Source organism: Streptomyces sp. NPDC028722, assembly GCF_040637655.1.
GTDB lineage: Bacteria > Actinomycetota > Actinomycetes > Streptomycetales > Streptomycetaceae > Streptomyces.
Map to the genome: position 1 here is coordinate 39144 of NZ_JBEZWU010000021.1, position 19175 is coordinate 58318.

The 19175-nt window shown below is 72.3% G+C and carries 15 protein-coding genes and 1 pseudogene; 13 read left to right on the top strand and 3 right to left on the bottom strand.

Features of this window, described 5'->3' with window-relative positions; all coding sequences use genetic code 11:
- Positions 1 to 86 precede the first annotated feature (86 nt).
- The 7 genes and pseudogenes from AB0F03_RS27395 to AB0F03_RS27425 all read left to right on the top strand — a co-directional run.
- Positions 87 to 602: a transposase family protein gene (locus AB0F03_RS27395; RefSeq protein ID WP_361996715.1), complete on the top strand. Its 516-nt coding sequence runs from the start codon at positions 87 to 89 to the stop codon at positions 600 to 602.
- Between the two features lie 432 nt (positions 603 to 1034).
- Entirely contained in the window at positions 1035 to 1337 is a 303-nt protein-coding gene (locus AB0F03_RS27400; RefSeq protein ID WP_361996549.1) for a hypothetical protein, read from the top strand.
- A gap of 469 nt (positions 1338 to 1806) precedes the next feature.
- Positions 1807 to 3096: a 4-carboxymuconolactone decarboxylase gene (gene pcaC, locus AB0F03_RS27405; protein WP_361996551.1), complete on the top strand. Its 1290-nt coding sequence runs from the start codon at positions 1807 to 1809 to the stop codon at positions 3094 to 3096.
- Between the two features lie 38 nt (positions 3097 to 3134).
- Positions 3135 to 3770, top strand: coding sequence for an MBL fold metallo-hydrolase (locus AB0F03_RS27410; RefSeq protein WP_361996553.1), 636 nt, complete (start codon positions 3135 to 3137; stop codon positions 3768 to 3770).
- 40 nt (positions 3771 to 3810) lie between these two features.
- Complete coding sequence (locus AB0F03_RS27415) at positions 3811 to 4590, top strand: exodeoxyribonuclease III (RefSeq protein ID WP_361996555.1); 780 nt, start codon at positions 3811 to 3813, stop codon at positions 4588 to 4590.
- 15 nt (positions 4591 to 4605) lie between these two features.
- On the top strand, positions 4606 to 5025 hold the full coding sequence (locus tag AB0F03_RS27420; RefSeq protein WP_361996557.1) for a DUF6278 family protein: 420 nt from the start codon (positions 4606 to 4608) through the stop codon (positions 5023 to 5025).
- Between the two features lie 116 nt (positions 5026 to 5141).
- Positions 5142 to 5431 (top strand): annotated as a pseudogene (locus AB0F03_RS27425) (amino acid ABC transporter permease); the annotation flags it as partial.
- Positions 5432 to 5510: 79 nt separating this feature from the next.
- Here the strand turns inward: AB0F03_RS27425 and AB0F03_RS27430 are convergent.
- Together AB0F03_RS27430 and AB0F03_RS27435 are read right to left on the bottom strand one after the other, a co-directional pair.
- Positions 5511 to 7076, bottom strand: coding sequence for a CocE/NonD family hydrolase (locus tag AB0F03_RS27430; RefSeq protein WP_361996559.1), 1566 nt, complete (start codon positions 7074 to 7076; stop codon positions 5511 to 5513).
- Positions 7077 to 7184: 108 nt separating this feature from the next.
- Complete coding sequence (locus AB0F03_RS27435; protein WP_361996561.1) at positions 7185 to 7931, bottom strand: hypothetical protein; 747 nt, start codon at positions 7929 to 7931, stop codon at positions 7185 to 7187.
- Positions 7932 to 8074: 143 nt separating this feature from the next.
- On the opposite strand from AB0F03_RS27435, the gene ggt reads away from it, so the two are divergent.
- Positions 8075 to 9877 carry a gamma-glutamyltransferase gene (gene ggt / locus AB0F03_RS27440; protein WP_361996563.1) on the top strand — a complete coding sequence of 601 codons (1803 nt, stop codon included), beginning with the start codon at positions 8075 to 8077 and terminating at the stop codon, positions 9875 to 9877.
- A 49-nt stretch (positions 9878 to 9926) separates the two neighbouring features.
- Here the strand turns inward: ggt and AB0F03_RS27445 are convergent, their stop codons facing one another.
- Positions 9927 to 12464, bottom strand: coding sequence for an ATP-dependent Clp protease ATP-binding subunit (locus AB0F03_RS27445; RefSeq protein ID WP_361996565.1), 2538 nt, complete (start codon positions 12462 to 12464; stop codon positions 9927 to 9929).
- Positions 12465 to 12803: 339 nt separating this feature from the next.
- Here AB0F03_RS27445 and AB0F03_RS27450 point away from each other — a divergent pair, with 339 nt between their 5' ends.
- The 5 genes from AB0F03_RS27450 (at position 12804) to AB0F03_RS27470 (ending at position 19139) form a co-directional block, all read left to right on the top strand.
- A complete protein-coding gene (locus AB0F03_RS27450) occupies positions 12804 to 14237 on the top strand; it encodes a hypothetical protein (RefSeq protein ID WP_361996567.1) in 1434 nt (477 codons plus the stop codon).
- A gap of 194 nt (positions 14238 to 14431) precedes the next feature.
- Positions 14432 to 15274 (top strand): nitrilase-related carbon-nitrogen hydrolase, encoded by an 843-nt coding sequence (locus tag AB0F03_RS27455; protein ID WP_361996569.1) that lies wholly within the window; start codon positions 14432 to 14434, stop codon positions 15272 to 15274.
- Positions 15271 to 16563, top strand: a complete 1293-nt coding sequence (locus AB0F03_RS27460; protein WP_361996571.1) for an aspartate aminotransferase family protein — start codon at positions 15271 to 15273, stop codon at positions 16561 to 16563. The genes AB0F03_RS27455 and AB0F03_RS27460 overlap by 4 nt, the downstream gene beginning before the upstream one ends.
- Positions 16564 to 16666: 103 nt before the next feature.
- Positions 16667 to 18109, top strand: coding sequence for a dihydropyrimidinase (gene hydA / locus AB0F03_RS27465; RefSeq protein WP_361996573.1), 1443 nt, complete (start codon positions 16667 to 16669; stop codon positions 18107 to 18109).
- 10 nt (positions 18110 to 18119) lie between these two features.
- Entirely contained in the window at positions 18120 to 19139 is a 1020-nt protein-coding gene (locus AB0F03_RS27470) for a TIGR03842 family LLM class F420-dependent oxidoreductase (RefSeq protein ID WP_361996575.1), read from the top strand.
- Positions 19140 to 19175 lie beyond the last annotated feature (36 nt).

Sequence of the window (19175 nt, forward strand, 5' to 3'; positions counted from 1 at the left end):
GTCATGGCCTTCGGCTGCGGACTCTGGCCGAGGTCGTCGACCATCTCGGCGTTAGCGGGAAGACCGGCATCGTCGACGGCACCGAGATCCGGGTCCGCCGACCGGCCGCCGGACGCAAGGACCGGGACAAGTTCGTCGCCGGCGAGAACAAGCAGAACGCCGCCAAGACCATGGTCGTCACGGGCGGCGACGGCCGGGTGCTCTTCTGCAGCCCGATCATGCCTGGAAGCTGCGCGGACATCACCCACGGCCGCCAGTTAGGGCTGGTCAAGCTCTTGGCCGACGATCTCGCCTTGGAGATCCTTGCCGATGCCGGCTACCAGGGCCTGGGAGCCCAGACCGGCGGACGTGTGGTCACACCTCCGCATCGCAAGTTCAAGAAGAACGCTCCGGACTGGTACGAGGAAATGCACGAGCGGCAGCGCAAGGCGCACTCCTCACGAGGCATCCGGGTCGAGCACGGCATCGCCCACCTGAAGAACTGGCGCGCCCCGGCCCGCCACCTCGGCCGCCGTGAGCACATGAGCGACATCGTCCAAGCCGTCGCCGGCCTGCTGTCCCACCAGCAGACCGCGGACCTGACGTCGGCACGGCAGGTGTGAACACCGGGCCCCGCCGCCATCCTCGACGCCTCACTGCCTACCGTGCACGAGCTCGTTAGTAACCATGCTTGTAGCCCAACATGTGACCATCCCACGTAGGGCACGTAAAGAAGAGCGAAGGAAGCAGGAGGTGAAGCCGTGGAACGTGCAGGAGATTCAGACGTTCATTCACGGTGTGGCTCTACGCTGCCCTCTTGCTGTCCCTCATGGGTCTACGTCCGGCTGAAGTCTGCGGACTCCGATGGGAAGACGTGAACTTGGAAGCCGCCACGATCACCATAGCCAACACGCGGACGATGATGGGAAATCGGTACGTTGTGGAGAAGGACACCAGGTCCCTGGCTGGGGAGCGGGATCTTCCTTTGCCGGCACCGGTGCTGGTTGCCCTCAAATCGTTCAGGGCTCTCCAAGCCAAGGAGAAGCTCGTCCTCGGTGAGGCTTCTCGTGGTGCACGAGACCGGGGAAGCCTTCACGATCAAGCAGCTCCGCAGACGCGCTTACCGGCTCATGGAGATCCTCGAACTCCGCAGAGTGCGCCTCTACGACGCTCGCTCCTCCTGCCTCACATACCTCGCCAACAAAGGCGTGCTGGATCACATCCTTGCCCGGTGGGCCGGGCACACGAACGTCAAGACCACCAAGAAGTGGTACGTGAAGCCGGACGTGGAGGACCTCCGCGGAGCCGCCACAACGTGGGACGGCCTGCACGGTGCTGCGACGGAGGGGCAAGCGTGACTCAGGCGGCCTGCCGATTGAGCGACCTGCCCAGCCGTATGGCAGTCAGATCGAGGTGACCCGGAGGCCGCTGTTGGCTGTGGACCAGCGACGGCAAGGGGGGAGGGCGGCCAGGCTACGGCCAAGGCAGAGCTTGCCCGCCGTGTGGCGTTCGGGCTGTTCGCCGGTGAATCCCGGGAAGGTTTTCAGGTGCGTCATGCCGACCCTTGGGGACGGCACTACACGCTTTGCTGCAAACCAGACCGTCTGGAAGCCGTGCCGAGGGTGGGAAGCTGTGCGGCGCAGGGAGTGGAAGGGTGCGCGAGCCAGGAGGACGCACTGTCCCCACGGTCAGGCGTGCCCATCGAAGAACCCGTACCTGGACCCATGAGGGTCTCGGCAGTGCCGGGCATGCCGCGCCGCGAGGGTCACGCGCCGCCGGGTTCACCTGGCCGTGTGAGATTTCGTGAGACGTGAGAGGGTCTGGGGCGTGAGTGAGACACCCCCCAACACCCTGCAATACCGCTTTGACGGGCCAGAAGACGCTCCGGTCCTGATCCTGGGTCCCTCACTGGGTACCACATGGCACATGTGGGACCGCCAGGTGCCGGAGCTGGTCAAGCAGTGGCGGGTCTTCCGGTTCGATCTGCCCGGCCACGGCGGCGCCCCGGCCCACCCGGCCGGTTCCGTCGCCGAGCTGACCGCCCGGCTGCTGGTGACGCTGGACGCGCTGGGAGTGCAGCGGTTCGGGTACGCGGGCTGTGCGCTGGGCGGGGCCGTCGGTATCGAGCTGGTCCTGCGGCACCCCGAGCGGCTGGCCTCCCTCGCGCTGGTCGCGGCCTCGCCCCGGTTCGGCACCGCGGACGAGTTCCGGCAGCGTGGGGTGATCGTGCGCACCAACGGGCTCGACCCGATCGCCCGGACCGCGCCGGACCGCTGGTTCACCGGCGGGTTCGCCGCCGCGCAGCCGGCGATTACCGAGTGGGCCGTGCAGATGGTCCGCACCACCGATCCGGGCTGTTACATCGCCGCCTGCGAGGCGCTCGCCGGGTTCGACGTCCGGCCGGAACTGGGCCGGGTCGGTGTGCCGACGCTGGTGCTGGTCGGTGCCGACGACCAGGTCACCGGTCCCGCCGAGGCCCGCACCCTGGTCGCCGGCATCCCGGACGCCCGCCTCGCGGTCGTCCCCGGCGCCTCCCACCTGGTCCCGGTGGAGCAGCCCGCCGCCGTCACCGACCTGCTGGTGCACCACTTCTCCAGCGCCTGGCAGCAGTCCTTCGACACCGGCCAGAACGTCCTGCCCAGTGCCCCGGCCGTCCCGGTCCCGGCCGCGCCGCCGCAGGCCGCGCCGATCGCCGAGATCGCCCCGGCGGCCGTACCGGCGCAGGCCGCCGGGCAGCCCGACCGGTACGGGACCGGGCTGAAGATCCGCCGGGAGGTGCTCGGCGACGCGCACGTGGACCGGGCGCTGGCGGAGGCCGACGAGTTCTCCGGGGACTTCCAGGAGTTCGTCACCCGGTACGCCTGGGGCGAGATCTGGGACCGGCCGGGCCTGGACCGCCGTACCCGCAGCTGCATCACGCTCACCGCGCTGGTCGCGGGCGGTCACCAGGAGGAGCTGGCGGCCCACACCCGTGCGGCCCTGCGCAACGGACTGACCCCGCACGAGATCGCGGAGGTGCTGCTCCAGGCGGCCGTCTACTGCGGGGTGCCGGCCGCGAACCGCGCGTTCCGGGTGGCCCGGGAGGTCATCCGGGAGGAGACCACGCCCGCCGAGTAGGGCCCCGAGGGGCGGCCGCGGACGGCAGGATGGGGGACATGAAGCTCACGAAGAAGTCCCACGCCTGCGTCCGCCTCGACAAGGAGGGGCGCACCCTCGTCATCGACCCGGGCGGGTTCTCGGAGGAGGACGCGGCGGTCGGCGCGGACGCCGTCCTGGTCACGCACGAGCACCCGGACCACTTCGACGAGGGCCGGCTGCGGGCCGCCCTGGAGGCGAACCCGGCCGCCGGGATCTGGGCGCCGAGGTCCGTCGCCGACCAGCTCGCGGCGGCCTTCCCCGGCCGGGTGCACACCGTCGGCCACGGCGACACGTTCCGCGCCGCCGGCTTCGAGGTGGAGGTCCACGGCGAGCTGCATGCGGTGATCCACCCGGACATTCCGCGGATCGCCAACGTCGGCTTCCTGATCGACGGCGGCAGGGTCTTCCACCCCGGCGACGCCCTCACCGTCCCGGCCCGCCCGGTGGAGACCCTGATGCTGCCCGTGATGGCCCCCTGGAGCAAGATCTCCGAGGTGATCGACTACGTCCGCGAGGTCGGGCCGCAGCGCGCCTACGACGTCCACGACGCCCTGCTCACCGACCTCGCCCGGCCGATCTACGACCGTCAGATCGGCGCCCTGGGCGGCACGGACCACCGGCGGCTGGCCCCGGGGGCCTCCACCGATCTGTGAGCACGGCCGGTTGTCGGACCTGCCGGGTAGGTTGGGGGACATGCGCATCGCCACCTGGAACGTGAACTCGATCACCGCCCGCCTGCCGAGGCTGCTGGCCTGGCTGGAGAGCAGCGGCACCGACGTGCTCTGCCTCCAGGAGGCCAAGATCGCCGAGGAGCAGTTCCCGGTCGACCAGCTGCGCGAGCTGGGCTACGAGGCGGCGGTCCACGCGACCGGCCGGTGGAACGGCGTCGCGGTGCTCTCCCGCGTCGGCATCGAGGACGTGGTCAAGGGCCTGCCCGGTGACCCCGGCTACGACGGCGTGACCGAGCCGCGCGCCCTCTCGGCGACCTGCGGCCCGGTCCGCGTCTGGTCGGTGTACGTGCCCAACGGCCGCGAGGTCGGACACCCGCACTACGCCTACAAGCTCCAGTGGCTCGAGGCCCTGAGAGCGGCGGTGCGGGACGACGCGCAGGGCAGCCGCCCGTTCGCGGTGCTGGGCGACTACAACGTGGCGCCGACGGACGACGACGTCTTCGACCGGGCCGCCTTCGAGGGTTCCACCCATGTCACCCCGGCCGAGCGCGCCGCCCTGGCCGCCCTGCGCGAGGCGGGCCTGAGCGACGTCGTGCCGCGTCCGCTGAAGTACGACCAGCCGTTCACCTACTGGGACTACCGCCAGCTCTGCTTCCCCAAGAACCGCGGCATGCGCATCGACCTGGTGTACGGCAACGCGCCGTTCGCCCGGGCCGTCAAGGACGCCTACGTCGACCGCGAGGAGCGCAAGGGCAAGGGCGCCTCCGACCACGCGCCGGTGGTGGTCGACCTGGACGTGTGATGCCACGCTGGGTCCATGCACCTTCCGTTCCTGGGCCCCCGGCACAAGAAGAACGGTGACGCGGCGCTCCCCGCCGACCCGGGGGCGGTCGCGGCCCTGCTCTCCGAGTGCGAGCTGCTGCGCTCGCAGGCGGTCCGGGCGGGCGTCCGCCTCGACGACACCCCGGCCTCGCTGGAGGCCCTGGACCAGCTGGTGCCGCGCTGGCGGGACGACGCCGAGCTGCTGCCCTGGCTGGGCCACGACGCCGGGCTGTACCTGGGCACGGTCGTGGTGCGGACCGTACCCGGCGCCGCCTGGCAGATCACCTCCGACGGCGAGCCCGTCGTGCGGCTCGCCTCCGGCCGCACGTTCGAAGTGGTGCCGGCCGGACAGGAGTGGGCGGTCAGCGGGGTTCCCGAGCTGTCCCAGCTGTACGCGGAGATCGCCGAGGCCTGACACCGGGGAGCCTCCCCGCCCCTCGCCGGTGTCCCTGCGGCTCGGGCCGGGATGGTCCGGCACGCCCGGCAACTCCCCGCCGAACGGGACTGGTTGCGGATGCCGGGGCGAGGCAGGAGGTGCCCCGCGCGGCCGTGGACACCGGCGAACGCGGCCGGTGGGAGGCCGCGTTCACGCACGGCTCGCGCGAGTCCCGCGAGGAGTTCCCCCATGCCGGGAAACGCATCGCCGCCAACCTCGACTACGATTTGCCGTTCATCCCCGTGGTGATGGTGACCGCCGATCCACATCGGGATGTGCCTGCTGCTCTCGTGGTTCGCCGGCCGGGTGTCCCGCCGTGAGCAGCGCAGTCCCAGGGCCGGCCGTGGCGGTCGCCGCGGCCGGCCCTGGGACGCTGCTGCCGGGTGGGGAGCCCCCCCATGGCCCCGGGACCGCAAGGGGGCAGCAGACCACACGGGCCAGGCTCGTCCGGCGGCAGCCGGAGATCACTGCTCGCGCAAGGGGACGGACACGTACGACGGGTCGTCCACGGGCGAGGAGAAGGTCAGCTGCGCGCCGGACGGGTTGTGCTCGAGGTAGAGCGGGTCGACCGTGTCGACCACCAGCGCGAGGCGGTGCCCGGCGGGGACGTCGTAGGCCGTGGAGAACAGGTCCAGGTCGACGGTGAACGGTGCGCCGGGCGTCCGCCCGTGCCAGGTGTACGGCGCGTGGGTGACGAGCCGGCCCAGGCCGAGCGGGCCCACGTCGTACAGGTAGGCGATCAGGGTGCCGCTCTCCGCGGTCGGGGTGAGCGTGGTGTGCAGGCTCGCCGTGCCGCGCACCCGCTGGGCGCTGCCGTACCGTTCCGACTGCCAGACGGCCGCCCAGCGGCGCGGCAGCAGCGGCATCGAGGCGACGGGGGGCAGTCGGGCGACCTGGTCCAGGATGCTGGAGAGGAAGACGATGCCGCCGTCCGCGCCGGAGTCGACGTTCGCGTGGATCGTGGGGGAGCCCGCCAGCGCGATCCTCCGCCGGGTCGCGGCGACCGACTTCCAGTCCGGGTAGCCCTCGTATCCCCCCGCGCTACGGGACTTCAGCCGGACCGGTTGTTCGCGCTCGATGCCGTTGTCGGCGCCTCTGAGGTAGTGGTCGAACCAGCGCTCGGTGTCCGTCCACACGTCGTTGGGCAGCCCGAACAGGCCGGTCAGTTCCGGGGTGGCGTGGTCGCCGGGGCGCAGCTCCAGCCGCTTGGGCCCGGTCAGCTTCTCGTAGAAGGAGGCGTACTGGTTCACCGGGAAGACCGTGTCGCCCCAGGCGTTGGCCAGCATGACCGCGGCACCGTTCGCGTTCAGCTGGTCGGTATAGGTCACGGCGGAACGTTTCTTCCCCCAGTCGATCATCTCCTGTTCCTTCGACAGGTTCGAGGAGTACAGGTTGTCGAAGATGGCGCGCAGTTCGGGACTCTCGCGGCCGGTCAGGGTGGCGGCGCCGTCCAGCACGGCCGCCGCCTGGAGGTGCTGGGTGCGGCCCGAGTAGATGGAGTCGATCAGGTCCGCCCAGCCGCTGAGCGCGGCCACGGCCTTGACGCGCTTGTCGTGCGCGGCGGTGAGCAGGCTGATCCCGGCGCCGTACGACACCCCGGCCATGCCGATGTGCCGCGGATCGGCCGGGGTGTGGGCCAGGGCCCAGTCGATGACCCGGGAGGCGTCCGCTACGTCGGGCGGACCGGTCACTTCTATCCGGCCGCCGGACTGCCAGAAGCCGCGCACGTTGTAACCGACCACCACATAGCCGGAGTCGGCGAGCTTCTGCGCCTGGGCGAGGTACTCCACCTGGGGCAGGCCCCAGCTCGTGGGCAGTACGACGAGCGGGTAGCGGGCCGAGGCGTCGGCGCCCGCGGGCGTGAGGACGTTGGCCTTGAGCACGGTGCCGCCGTCACCGGTGATGTCGACGAAGCGGACGGACGGGGCGGCCTCGGCGGCCGGTGCGAGGCCGGTGACGGCGCCGGCGATCAGGGCCGCCGAGACGGCTGCCGCGGCGGAGGTGCGCAGAGCGGCACGACTGTGTCCCACGGGGTCACTCCTTCACTCGTTCCGTGCAAAGTGACCCGACGGTAACCGCGCCTGCTTACCGTAAGTAACCCGTCGGTAAGTTACGTGCGGGTAAAGATTGTTGAGGGCTCACTCGTCGCCGCCGGCGACGGGCTCGGGCCGCGGTGTGCGTGCCGCCCGCGTCACGTCCGCCACCAGCTCCACCACATCCGGGCCGTACGCCCGCGAGTTGACCACCTTCAGCAGCAGGACGAAGGAACCGGCGCGGTACCTGCGGGCCAGCCGCTCGTGGTGGCGGGCGAGATAACGGGTGGCGGCCTGGTTGGTGATGGCGCTCTGGCCGCAGAAGAGGAACACCGGGCGGGAGTCGCGCCGCTCGCCCACGGTGAGCCGGGCGAGCAGCACGTACTCGCTCCGGCCGGTCTCCGCGCGGTAGTCGGAGCCGTCGATCCGGAAGGCCCCGCGGTCCGCACCGGCCTCGGCCTCCACGTTCACGCGCACGCCCGGCAGCAGCGAGGACAGATGAGCCGCCGTGCGGTGGTTGGAGACGGGGCCGCCGAGGCAGAACTCCGTACGCTCCCCGAAACCCTGCCGGGCGGCGTCGTGCGCGACGACCTGGGCGTGCGCGCGGCAGTCCTTGATGAGCGCGGACAACTCCAGCAGGGCGAACACGTCGTGCCGCATCACCGCCAGTTCGGGCCCGCCCGCGTTGCGGTTCACCACCAGCAGCGCCTCGGAGTGGTCCGGCAGCCCGAAGAAGGCCTGCTTGCGGCGCAGCCCCCGCCGCCACAGGAAGGTGCGGGTCAGCCAGCCCAGCGCGGCACTGACGCCGGCCGCCAGCACACCGAGGACGATGTTGCGCACGTCGTCGTTCATGGCCGCGCATGCTAGCGGGCCCGGGGGTAGACGTACGTACCGGTGTTCGATGTGTGACGTTCGTGTGGCGGGCCGCCGAGGCGTACTGTCAGTACTACGGCAATCTGGTTACGCTGCGCGGACTGTCCCGACGGGAGGTACGGATGGGTCGTCCTGGCACGCGGAAACTGGCGGTACTGGCGGTCTCGGCCGCCATGGTGTCGGTGGGGGCGGCGGCCCCGCCCGGCACGGCAACGAGCGGGACGCCGGCGAAGGTTCCGGTGGCCGTCGGGTACGGCGGCGCGGTCGCCAGCGTCGACCCGGACGCCTCCGCCGCCGGCATCGAGGTCCTCAAGAAGGGCGGCAACGCGGTCGACGCGGCCGTCGCCACGGCCGCCGCGCTCGGCGTGACCGAGCCCTACTCGGCCGGCATCGGCGGGGGCGGCTACTTCGTCTACTACGACGCCCGGACCCGCACCGTCCACACCATCGACGGCCGCGAGACCGCGCCGCTGAGCGCCGACTCCGACCTGTTCCTGGAGAAGGGCAAACCGCTCGCCTTCGACGCCGCCGTCAGCAGCGGCCTGAGCGTCGGCACCCCGGGCACCCCCGCCACCTGGCAACGCGCGCTGGGGGAGTGGGGCACCAGGAGGCTCGGCACGGTACTGAAGCCGGCCGAGCGGATCGCGCGCTCCGGCTTCACCGTGGACGACACCTTCCGCTCGCAGACCGCGTCCAACGAGACCCGGTTCCGCTACTTCCCGGACACCGCGAAGCTGTTCCTGCCGGGCGGACGGCTGCCGGTCACCGGCTCCACGTTCAAGAACCCCGAACTCGCCCGCACCTACGAGGAGCTGGGCCGCAAGGGCGTCGACGCGATCTACCACGGCGACATCGGCGACGACATCGTCAGCACGGTGGAACACCCGCCGGTGGACCCCGCCTCCCACTGGAACGCGCGCCCCGGCAAGCTGGCCGAGAAGGACCTGGCCGTCTACCACGCCAAGTTCCAGGCGCCCACCCGGACGTCGTACCGCGGCCTGGACGTGTACTCCATCGCCCCCTCCTCCTCCGGCGGCACCACCGTCGGCGAGGCGCTCAACATCCTGGAGAACAGCGACCTCTCCAAGGCGAGCAGGACGCAGTATCTGCACCGCTTCATCGAGGCCAGCCGCATCGCCTTCGCCGACCGCGGGCGCTGGGTCGGTGACCCCGCCTTCGAGGACGTACCGACGAAGCAGCTGCTGTCGCAGCGGTTCGCCGACTCGCGCGCCTGCCTGATCCGCGGCGACGCGGTCCTCACCAGCCCGCTCGCGCCCGGCGACCCGCGCCACCCCGCGGCCTGCGGAAAGGGCGGCACGGCGGCCCCGACGACCTACGAGGGGGAGAACACCACCCACCTCACCGTGGCCGACAAGTGGGGCAACGTCGTCTCCTACACGCTCACCATCGAGCAGACCGGCGGCAGCGGCATCACCGTCCCCGGCCGGGGCTTCCTGCTCAACAACGAGCTGACCGACTTCTCCTTCGCGCCGGCCAACCCGGCCGTGCACGACCCCAACCTGCCGGGCCCGGGCAAGCGCCCGCGCTCCTCGATCTCCCCGACGATCGTCCTGGACCGGCACGGCAGGCCGGTGGTGGCGCTCGGCTCGCCCGGCGGCGCGACCATCATCACCACCGTGCTCCAGACGCTCACCGGCTTCCTGGACCGGGGGCTGCCGCTGGTCGACGCCATCGCCGCCCCGCGCGCCAGCCAGCGCAACGCGGCCCAGACGGAGATCGAACCCGCCCTGTACGACAGTGACATCCGGGCGCGGCTGGAGGCCCTCGGGCACAGCTTCAAGGTGAACCCGGAGATCGGCGCGGCGACCGGTGTGCAGCGGCTGCCGGGCGGGAAGTGGCTGGCCGCCGCCGAGAAGGTGCGGCGCGGCGGCGGCTCGGCGATGGTGGTCGACCCGGCACCGTAGACGGCGGCACCGTGGACGGCAGTGTCCCCCGGGGAGCCGGGGGACACGCTCACAACTCGGGTGCGGGGGGCCGGGCTTCGTCCGTGCGGAAGTCCAGCCGCCCGTCCTGCGCGTCCACCGTCACCCGGCTGCCCCTGGCGATCGTGCCGTTCAGCAGCAGCCGGGACAGCTGGTTGCCCACCTCGCGCTGGATCGTGCGGCGCAGCGGCCGGGCGCCGTACTCCGGCTGGTAGCCGCGCTCGGCGAGCCAGTCGACGGCCGCGGGCGTGAAGTCCACCGAGATGCCCTGCCCTTCCAGGAGCCGCCGGGTGCCCTCCAGCAACAGGTCGGTGATCTGCCGCAGTTGCTCGCCCGTCAGCTGCCGGAAGACCACGATCTCGTCGATACGGTTGAGGAACTCCGGCCGGAAGTGCTCCCGCAGCGGCCGCAGGATCTGCTCCCGCCGCGCCTCCTCGTCCGCGTCCGCACCGCCCGGCCCGAACCCGATCCCGGCACCGCGCCGGGTGATCGCCTCGGAGCCCAGGTTGCTCGTCATCACGATGACCGTGTGGGTGAAGTCCACGGTCCGCCCCTGGGAGTCGGTCAGCCGGCCGTCGTCCAGCACCTGGAGCAGGATGTTGAAGACATCCGGGTGCGCCTTCTCCACCTCGTCGAGCAGGAGCAGCGAGTACGGGTGCCGGCGCACCACCTCGGTGAGCTGCCCCGCCTCCTCGTGGCCGACGTACCCGGGCGGGGCGCCCACCAGCCGCGAGACGGTGTGCCGCTCCTGGTACTCGCTCATGTCGAGCCGGACCATCCGGTCCTCGCTGCCGAACAGGGCCTCGGCCAGCGCCCGGGCCAGCTCCGTCTTGCCGACACCGGTCGGGCCGAGGAACAGGAAGCTGCCGATCGGCCGGTGCGGGCTGGCCAGCCCCGCGCGGGACCGCAGCACCGCCTCCGCGACCACGCCGACGGCCTCCTCCTGGCCGACGACCCGCTGGTGCAGATGCTCCTCCAGGCCGAGCAGCCGCTCCTTCTCCTCCTGCGTGAGCCGGCTGACCGGGATGCCGGTCCGGCGGGACACCACCTCGGCGATGGCCTCCGCCGTCACCTCCAGCTGCCCCTCGTCGGCCCTCCCGTCGCCGCTGGCCGCCGTGATCCGCTGCTTCAGCTCGGTGATCCGGTCGCGCAGCTGCTTGGCCTGCTCGTAGTCCTCGTCCGCGACCGCCTGGTCCTTGTCCCGGACCAGCTGCTCCACCTCGCGCTCCATCGCGCGCACGTCCGTGCCCTTCGTGCCGGCACCGAGCCGGACCCGCGCGCCCGCCTGGTCGATCAGGTCGATCGCCTTGTCGGGCAGCCGCCGGTCGGTGAGATACCGGTCCGACAGCTCCACGGCGGCGACCAGCGCCTCGTCGGTGTAACGGACTTGGTGGTGGGCCTCGTACCGGTCGCGCAGCCCGCGCAGGATCTCGATCGTGTCCGCGGTCGTCGGCTCCGGCACCAGGATCGGCTGGAACCGGCGGGCCAGCGCCGCGTCCTTCTCGATCCGGCGGTACTCCTCCAGCGTGGTCGCGCCCACGATGTGCAGCTCGCCCCGGGCGAGAGCCGGCTTGAGGATGTTCCCGGCGTCCATCGCGCCGCCCTCGCCGCCGCCCCCCGCGCCCACGACGGTGTGCAGCTCGTCGATGAACACCACCAGCCGGTCGGAGTGCGCGCGGATCTCCTCCACGATGTTGTTCAGGCGTTCCTCGAAGTCACCCCGGTAGCGGGTGCCGGCCACGACACCCGTGAGGTCCAGGGCCACGACCCTGCGCCCCGCCAGGACGTCCGGGACGTCACCGTCCGCGATGCGCTGGGCCAGGCCCTCCACGACGGCCGTCTTGCCGACCCCGGCGTCACCGATCAGCACCGGGTTGTTCTTGCCGCGCCGCGACAGCACCTCGATGGTCTGCTCGATCTCCGCGTCCCGGCCGATGACCGGGTCGACCCGGCCCTGCCGGGCCAGCTCGGTCAGATCACGGCCGTACTTGTCCAGGGTCGGCGTGCCGGTCGGCCGCTGCCGCTCCGGGCGGGGCTGGCTGCTGTCCGGGGCCTCCGGCGGCAGGGAGCCCGCCGAGAAGCGGGCCGCGTTCAGGATGTGCCCGGCCGCCGAGTCCGGATTCGCGGCCAGCGCGCTCAGCACGTGCTCCGGACCGATGTACCCGGCGCCGCTCGCCCGCGCCAGGTCGTGCGCGTCCAGCAGGGCCCGCTTGACCGCCGGGGTCAGCGACAGCGACGTCGGCGGCGGCGCCTCGCCCGGCCCGTGCGCGACCGGACCGGCCCGGCCGTCGATCTCCGTCGCGAGCGAGTCCGGGTCCGCGCCCGCCCGGCTCAGCAGGCTCCGGGTGGGCTCGGTGGACAGCGCCGCGCGCAGCAGGTGCTGGGTGTCCAGGTCCCGGCTGCCGTGCTCGGCGGCGTACTGTGCGGCCCCTCTGACCAGCTCCCGGGCCGGCTGGCTGAGCAGGCGGCCGATGTCGATGTGCCGGGGGCCGGGGGCACCGCCCGGGGCGCCGCCGAAGAAGCGGGCCAGGAACTCGCCGAAGGGGTCAGGAGGGTAGCCGTTGCTCATGGCGTTGCGTTCCTTCGCTGACGACTGGCTCCGCCGGGTAACCGGGTGGGGGCGGTTCATGCCCACGATGACACGATCCCCTGCGGCGGGCATGTTCGCCGTGGTGTCCCTCGCCGGATGCGGGGGTACGGGGTGGTGTTCGTCGGCAGGTGCGCGGGGTCCGTGTCGCCCGCGCGGTTCCGCGCGCCCCTTCGGGTGGCGTGAGTGCCGGGAGGCCCTGGCCGGGGATCTCGTCCGGAGCCGTTCGCGCGCTGCCGGAAAACTGTGCGTAGCAGGTCCGTAACACGACTGGTGTTGCCTACCGGGTGGAGTGCCGGCAGCCGGGCGGGAGCGGAGGCGATGGCGGTGGATCGACTCCCCGGCCGTGTGCGGGAGTTCGCGAGCTACCTGGACGTACTCCTGGCGCGGCTCGGGCAGGGCGGGGGCTGGAGCGCGGTCTTCTGGCACCGCGATCCCGAGGGCATGCGGGCCTGCCTGGACGGGCGCGAGATCCCCCCGTGGGATGTCGTCGAGGCCCTGCTGGAGGACCTCGGCGCGGCCTGCGGTCCCGCCGTCGCGGCGGCCGAGCGGGAAGGGGCCCGCGCGCTGCACGCCGCCGCGCTCACCGCGTACGACGCCCGGCCCGGCGCCCGGGACGTCCTGGCCGACCGGCTCGACGTCATGCTCCGCGAGCAGCGGTACGCCGCGGAACGCCACGCCGAGCTGAGCCGTCTGCTGTCCGGGCCGGTGTCCGGGGCGCGCGCCGAGACCCTCCGTCTCGAACTCGCCCAGGCCCGCGACGACCACGAACGCGCCACCGCACGCTGCGCCGAACTGCGCTCCCGCATGGCCGGCCTGGACCGGCCGGCGGCACACGCGTTCCCCGGCCGGACCCCGCGCGCGGCGAGCCGGGAGGGCCCGTCCCGTACGACGCCCCCGGCTCGTCCGGCGTCTTCCGGTGCCGTTTCCGGCGGCGCGCCCTGGTACCCGCCGGTAGCCCCCGGGCCGCCGGTGTCGCCCACCTCGGCGGCCCCCGTACCCCCGACGGCCCCCGCCCCGCCCGTGACGCCCCCGCCCCGCAGGCGTCGTCGTGGTGGTGCGCGGTTCGCCGGGATGGGGGAGGGCGAGGCGGGCACCCCGGTGGCCGTGCCGCAGGCCTCCGGGCCGGGCGCCGGCGCCGGGGGCCGTACACCTCGCGGGGCCCGGTTCGCCGGGGCCGGGGGGCCGGCCCCGGCGGTGCCGGTGGCTGCCGCGGTGGTGGACGAAGGGGCCGGGGAGGCGGTCACCGGGGCCGTGGAGCGGCTCGCGTGGCTGCGGGCCGAGGGACGCAGCGGCGAGGCGCACGCGCTGCTGGCCGAGGCCGCGCGGTGGCCCGCCGGCCGGCTGCCGCCGCTCGCGGACGCCCTGCACCGGGCCGGGCTCGGGGCCGACTGGACCACGCTGCTCTGGGAGGCCGCCTCGCTGCCCGTCGAGCGGCTGGTCACCACCGCCGACGCGCTCGCCGCGGCCGGCCGCGACGCCGACGCACGGCAGATGCTGCGGCAGGGCGTGGCGAGGCCGGCGGAGCAGATCGGTGCGGCCGTGCTGCGGCTCGACGAGGAGGGCCGGCACCGGGAGGCGTGGGCCCTGCTGGACGCCTGCGTGCGGGTCCGTACGCCCGAGGAGGCCGCCCGGTGCGCCGCCGCCGGTCCGGAGCGCCTGGTGCCCCTCCTGCTGAGGGCCGCGCACGGCGTGTCCGACGAGCGGCACTGGGACGTGGTGCACGCGCTGCGGGTCGCCGGCCACGGCCCGTGACCGGCGGCGGGGGGAGCGCATCCCGTCCGCCCCCCGACCGGCGGTTCCGCTCACCCACCGGAGTGCGAAACGTGATCGACTCCGCGGGTTGACGACGATGGTCTTGGCAAGGGCCTCCCGGAGGCTTACGTTCGTCCCTCTACGGCCTGCTCTACGGGCGTAGAGGCTCTGAGGCCGCGTCGAAGGAGCAGCTCATGGCCAACGTCGTACGCGCCGCTCTGGTCCAGGCCACCTGGACCGGCGACACCGAGTCCATGGTGGCGAAACACGAGGAGCACGCCCGGGAGGCGGCTCGCCGGGGCGCACGGATCATCGGTTTCCAGGAGGTCTTCAACGCCCCCTACTTCTGCCAGGTGCAGGAGCCGGAGCACTACCGCTGGGCCGAGCCGGTGCCCGACGGGCCGACCGTCCGCCGGATGCGGGACCTCGCCCGCGAGACCGGCATGGTGATCGTCGTCCCGGTCTTCGAGGTCGAGCAGTCCGGTTTCTACTACAACACCGCCGCCGTGATCGACGCCGACGGCACCTACCTCGGCAAGTACCGCAAGCACCACATCCCCCAGGTCAAGGGCTTCTGGGAGAAGTACTACTTCAAGCCCGGCAACCTGGGCTGGCCCGTCTTCGACACCGCCGTGGGCAAGGTCGGGGTCTACATCTGCTACGACCGGCACTTCCCGGAGGGCTGGCGCCAACTCGGCCTGAACGGCGCCCAGCTGGTCTACAACCCCTCCGCCACCCACCGGGGCCTGTCCGCCCACCTGTGGCAGTTGGAGCAGCCCGCCGCGGCCGTCGCCAACGAGTACTTCATCGCCGCCATCAACCGGGTGGGGCAGGAGGAGTACGGCGACAACGACTTCTACGGCACCTCCTACTTCGTCGATCCGCGCGGACGCTTCGTGGGGGAGACCGCCGACGACAAGTCCGAGGAACTCGTCGTCCGCGACCTCGACTTCGGCCTCATCGAGGAGGTGCGGCAGCAGTGGGCCTTCTACCGTGACCGCCGCCCCGACGCCTACGACGGGCTGGTGCGGCCGTGAACGACCTCTACTCCCGTCACCGCCGTGTGCTGCCCGACTGGCTCGCCCTCTACTACGACGACCCGATCGAGATCACCCACGGCGAGGGACGGTACGTCTGGGACTCCGCCGGCCGCAGGTACCTGGACTTCTTCGGCGGCATCCTGACGACGTCGACCGCGCACGCGCTGCCCGAGGTGACCAAGGCGGTCAGCGAGCAGGCCGCCCGGATCATCCACTCCTCGACCCTCTACCTCAACCGGCCGATGGTCGAACTCGCCGAGCGCATCGCCCGGGTGAGCGCCATCCCGGACGCCCGCGTGTTCTTCACCACCTCCGGCACCGAGGCCAACGACACCGCCCTGCTGCTCGCCACCGCCTACCGGCGCAGCAACACCGTGCTGGCCATGCGCAACAGCTACCACGGCCGCTCCTTCAGCACGGTCGGCATCACCGGCAACCGCAGCTGGTCCCCGACCTCGCTGTCCCCGCTGAACACCCTGTACGTCCATGGCGGCGTGCGCACCCGGGGGCCGTACGCGGAGCTGGACGACCGCGCGTTCATCGACGCGTGCGTCGCCGACCTGAAGGACGTCCTCGGTCACACCCGGCCGCCCGCCGCGCTGATCGCCGAACCCGTGCAGGGCGTCGGCGGGTTCACCTCGCCGCCCGACGGGCTGTACGCGGCGTTCCGCGAAGTCCTCGCCGCCCACGGGATTCTGTGGATCGCCGACGAGGTGCAGACCGGCTGGGGCCGCACCGGCGAGCACTTCTGGGGCTGGCAGGCGCACGCCCGCAGCGGCCCTCCGGACATCGTCACCTTCGCCAAGGGCATCGGCAACGGCATGTCCGTCGGCGGGGTGGTCGCCCGCGCCGAGATCATGAACTGCCTGGACGCCAACAGCATCTCCACCTTCGGCGGCACCCAGCTCACCATGGCCGCCGCCCTCGCCAACCTCAATCACCTGCTGGAACACGACCTCCAGGGCAACGCCCGGCGGGTCGGCGGACTGCTCATCGAGCGGCTCCGTACGGTCGCCGCCCGGCTGCCCGGAGTGCGGGAGGTACGCGGACGGGGGCTGATGATCGGCGTCGAACTGGTCAGACCGGGCACGGACGAGGCCGCCCCGCAGGCCGCCGCCGCGGTGCTGGAGGCGGCACGCGACGGCGGACTGCTCATCGGCAAGGGCGGCGGCCACGACACCAGCGCCCTGCGGATCGCCCCGCCGCTGTCCCTGACCGTCGCCGAGGCCGAAGAGGGCGCGGCGATCCTGGAACAGGCGCTGACAAGCGTGGACGACAGCAGCTGACCAGCGCCACCGGCGGCAGCCGGGGGCGTACGGAGACGACCGCCGCCCCCGGCGGGCGGGCCGCCGACCGGGCCGCGACCGTACCGTCGACCGAGGGAGCAGTATGAGCAGCCGTACCGTCATCCGCGGCGGTCTCGTCATCACCGCGTCGGACGAGATCCACGCCGACGTCCTGATCGAGGACGGCCGCATCGCCGGCCTCGCCGCCTCCGGCACGCCCGCGGCCGGGGCGTTCACCGCCGAGCGAAGCGAGAGGGGGGCACCCTCGCCCGAAGGGTGGGGGAGGGTCATCGACGCCACCGGGAAGTACGTCATCCCGGGCGGTGTCGACGCCCACACCCACATGGAGCTGCCCTTCGGCGGCACCTTCGCCTCGGACACCTTCGAGACCGGCACCCGGGCGGCGGCCTGGGGCGGTACGACGACGATCGTCGACTTCGCGGTGCAGAGCGTCGGCCACACCCTGCGTGAGGGCCTGGACGCCTGGCACGCCAAGGCCGAGGGCAACTGCGCGATCGACTACGGCTTCCACATGATCGTCTCCGATGTGAACCAGGAGACGCTCAAGGAGATGGACCTGCTGGTCGAGGAGGGGGTGACGAGCTTCAAGCAGTTCATGGCCTACCCGGGCGTGTTCTACAGCGACGACGGCCAGATCCTGCGCGCCATGCAGCGCTCCGCCGAGAACGGCGGCCTGATCATGATGCACGCCGAGAACGGCATCGCCATCGACGTCCTGGTAGAACAGGCCCTCGCCCGCGGCGAGACCGACCCCCGCTACCACGGTGAGGTCCGCAAGGCCCTGCTGGAGGCCGAGGCCACCCACCGCGCCATCCGCCTCGCCCAGGTCGCCGGCGCCCCGCTGTACGTCGTGCACGTCTCCGCCACCGAGGCGGTCGCCGAGCTGACCCGGGCCCGGGACGAGGGGCTGAACGTCTTCGGCGAGACCTGCCCGCAGTACCTGTTCCTGTCCACCGACAACCTCGCCGAGCCGGACTTCGAGGGCGCCAAGTACGTGTGCTCCACCCCGCTGCGGCCGAGGGAGCACCAGGCCGCCCTGTGGAGAGGGCTACGCACCAACGACCTCCAGGTGGTCTCCACCGACCACTGCCCGTTCTGCTTCACCGGCCAGAAGGAGCTGGGCCGCGGCGACTTCTCCAAGATTCCCAACGGCCTGCCGGGCGTGGAGAACCGGATGGACCTGCTGCACCAGGCCGTCGTCGACGGGCACATCTCCCGCCGCCGCTGGATCGAGATCGCCTGCGCCGCCCCGGCCCGCATGTTCGGCCTGTACCCGAAGAAGGGCACCCTCGCCCCGGGCGCCGACGCGGACGTGGTCATCTACGACCCGCACGCCGAACAGGTGCTGTCCGCCGAGACCCACCACATGAACGTGGACTACTCGGCGTACGAGGGCAGGCGCGTCACCGGCCGCGTCGAGACGGTGCTCTCACGGGGCGAACTCGTCATCGACCAGCGCGAGTACACCGGACGCGCCGGGCACGGCGTCTACACCCCGCGCTCCACCTGTCAGTACCTCGCCTAGGAGCGGCCCCATGGACTTCGGCCTCGTCCTCCAGACCGACCCGCCCGCCTCCCGCGTCATCAGCCTGATGAAGCGGGCCGAACGCAACGGCTTCCGCTACGGCTGGACCTTCGACTCCGCCGTGCTGTGGCAGGAACCGTTCGTGATCCACAGCCAGATCCTCGCCAACACCTCCAGGCTCAAGGTCGGCCCGATGGTCACCAACCCGGGCACCCGTGCCTGGGAGGTCACCGCCTCCACCTTCGCCACCCTCAACGACATGTTCGGCAACCGCACCGTCTGCGGCATCGGCCGCGGCGACTCCGCGATGCGCGTCGCCGGCCGCGCACCCAACACCCTCGCCCGGCTCAGCGGGGCCATGAAGGTGATCCGCGCCCTCGGCCGCGGCGAGGAGGCCGACCTCGGCGGCACGAAGATCCGGTTCCCGTGGGTCGGGAAGGGGGCCGAACTCCCCGTCTGGATGGCCGCGTACGGACCGAAGGCGCTGAAGATGGCCGGCGAGGAGGCCGACGGGTTCATCCTCCAGCTGTCCGACCTGTACCTGACCGAGTACATGGTGAAGACCGTCAAGGAGGCGGCGGCCGCCGCCGGACGCGACCCCGCCGAGGTCACCGTCTGCGTGGCCGCGCCCGCCTACGTCACGGAGGACGACTCGCCCGGGGCCCTCGCCCACGCCCGCGAGCAGTGCCGCTGGTTCGGCGGCATGGTCGGCAACCACGTCGCCGACCTGGTCGCCAGGTACGGCGAGCACTCCGGCCGGATCCCCGAGGAACTCACCGACTACATCAGGTCCCGGCACGGCTACGACTACGCCCACCACGGGCGCAGCGACAACCCGGACACCCGGTTCGTGCCCGACGAGATCGTGGACCGGTTCTGCGTGATCGGCCCCGCGCAGCAGCACATCGAGAAGCTGACCGCGCTGCGCGCCCTGGGCGTCGACCAGTTCGCCGTGTACGACATGCACGACGCGCAGGAGGCGACGATCGACGCCTACGGCAGCCGGATCATCCCCGCCGTCAACGCCTGACCGTCCCCTGGGCCCATCCCCGGCCCCGACCCTCCT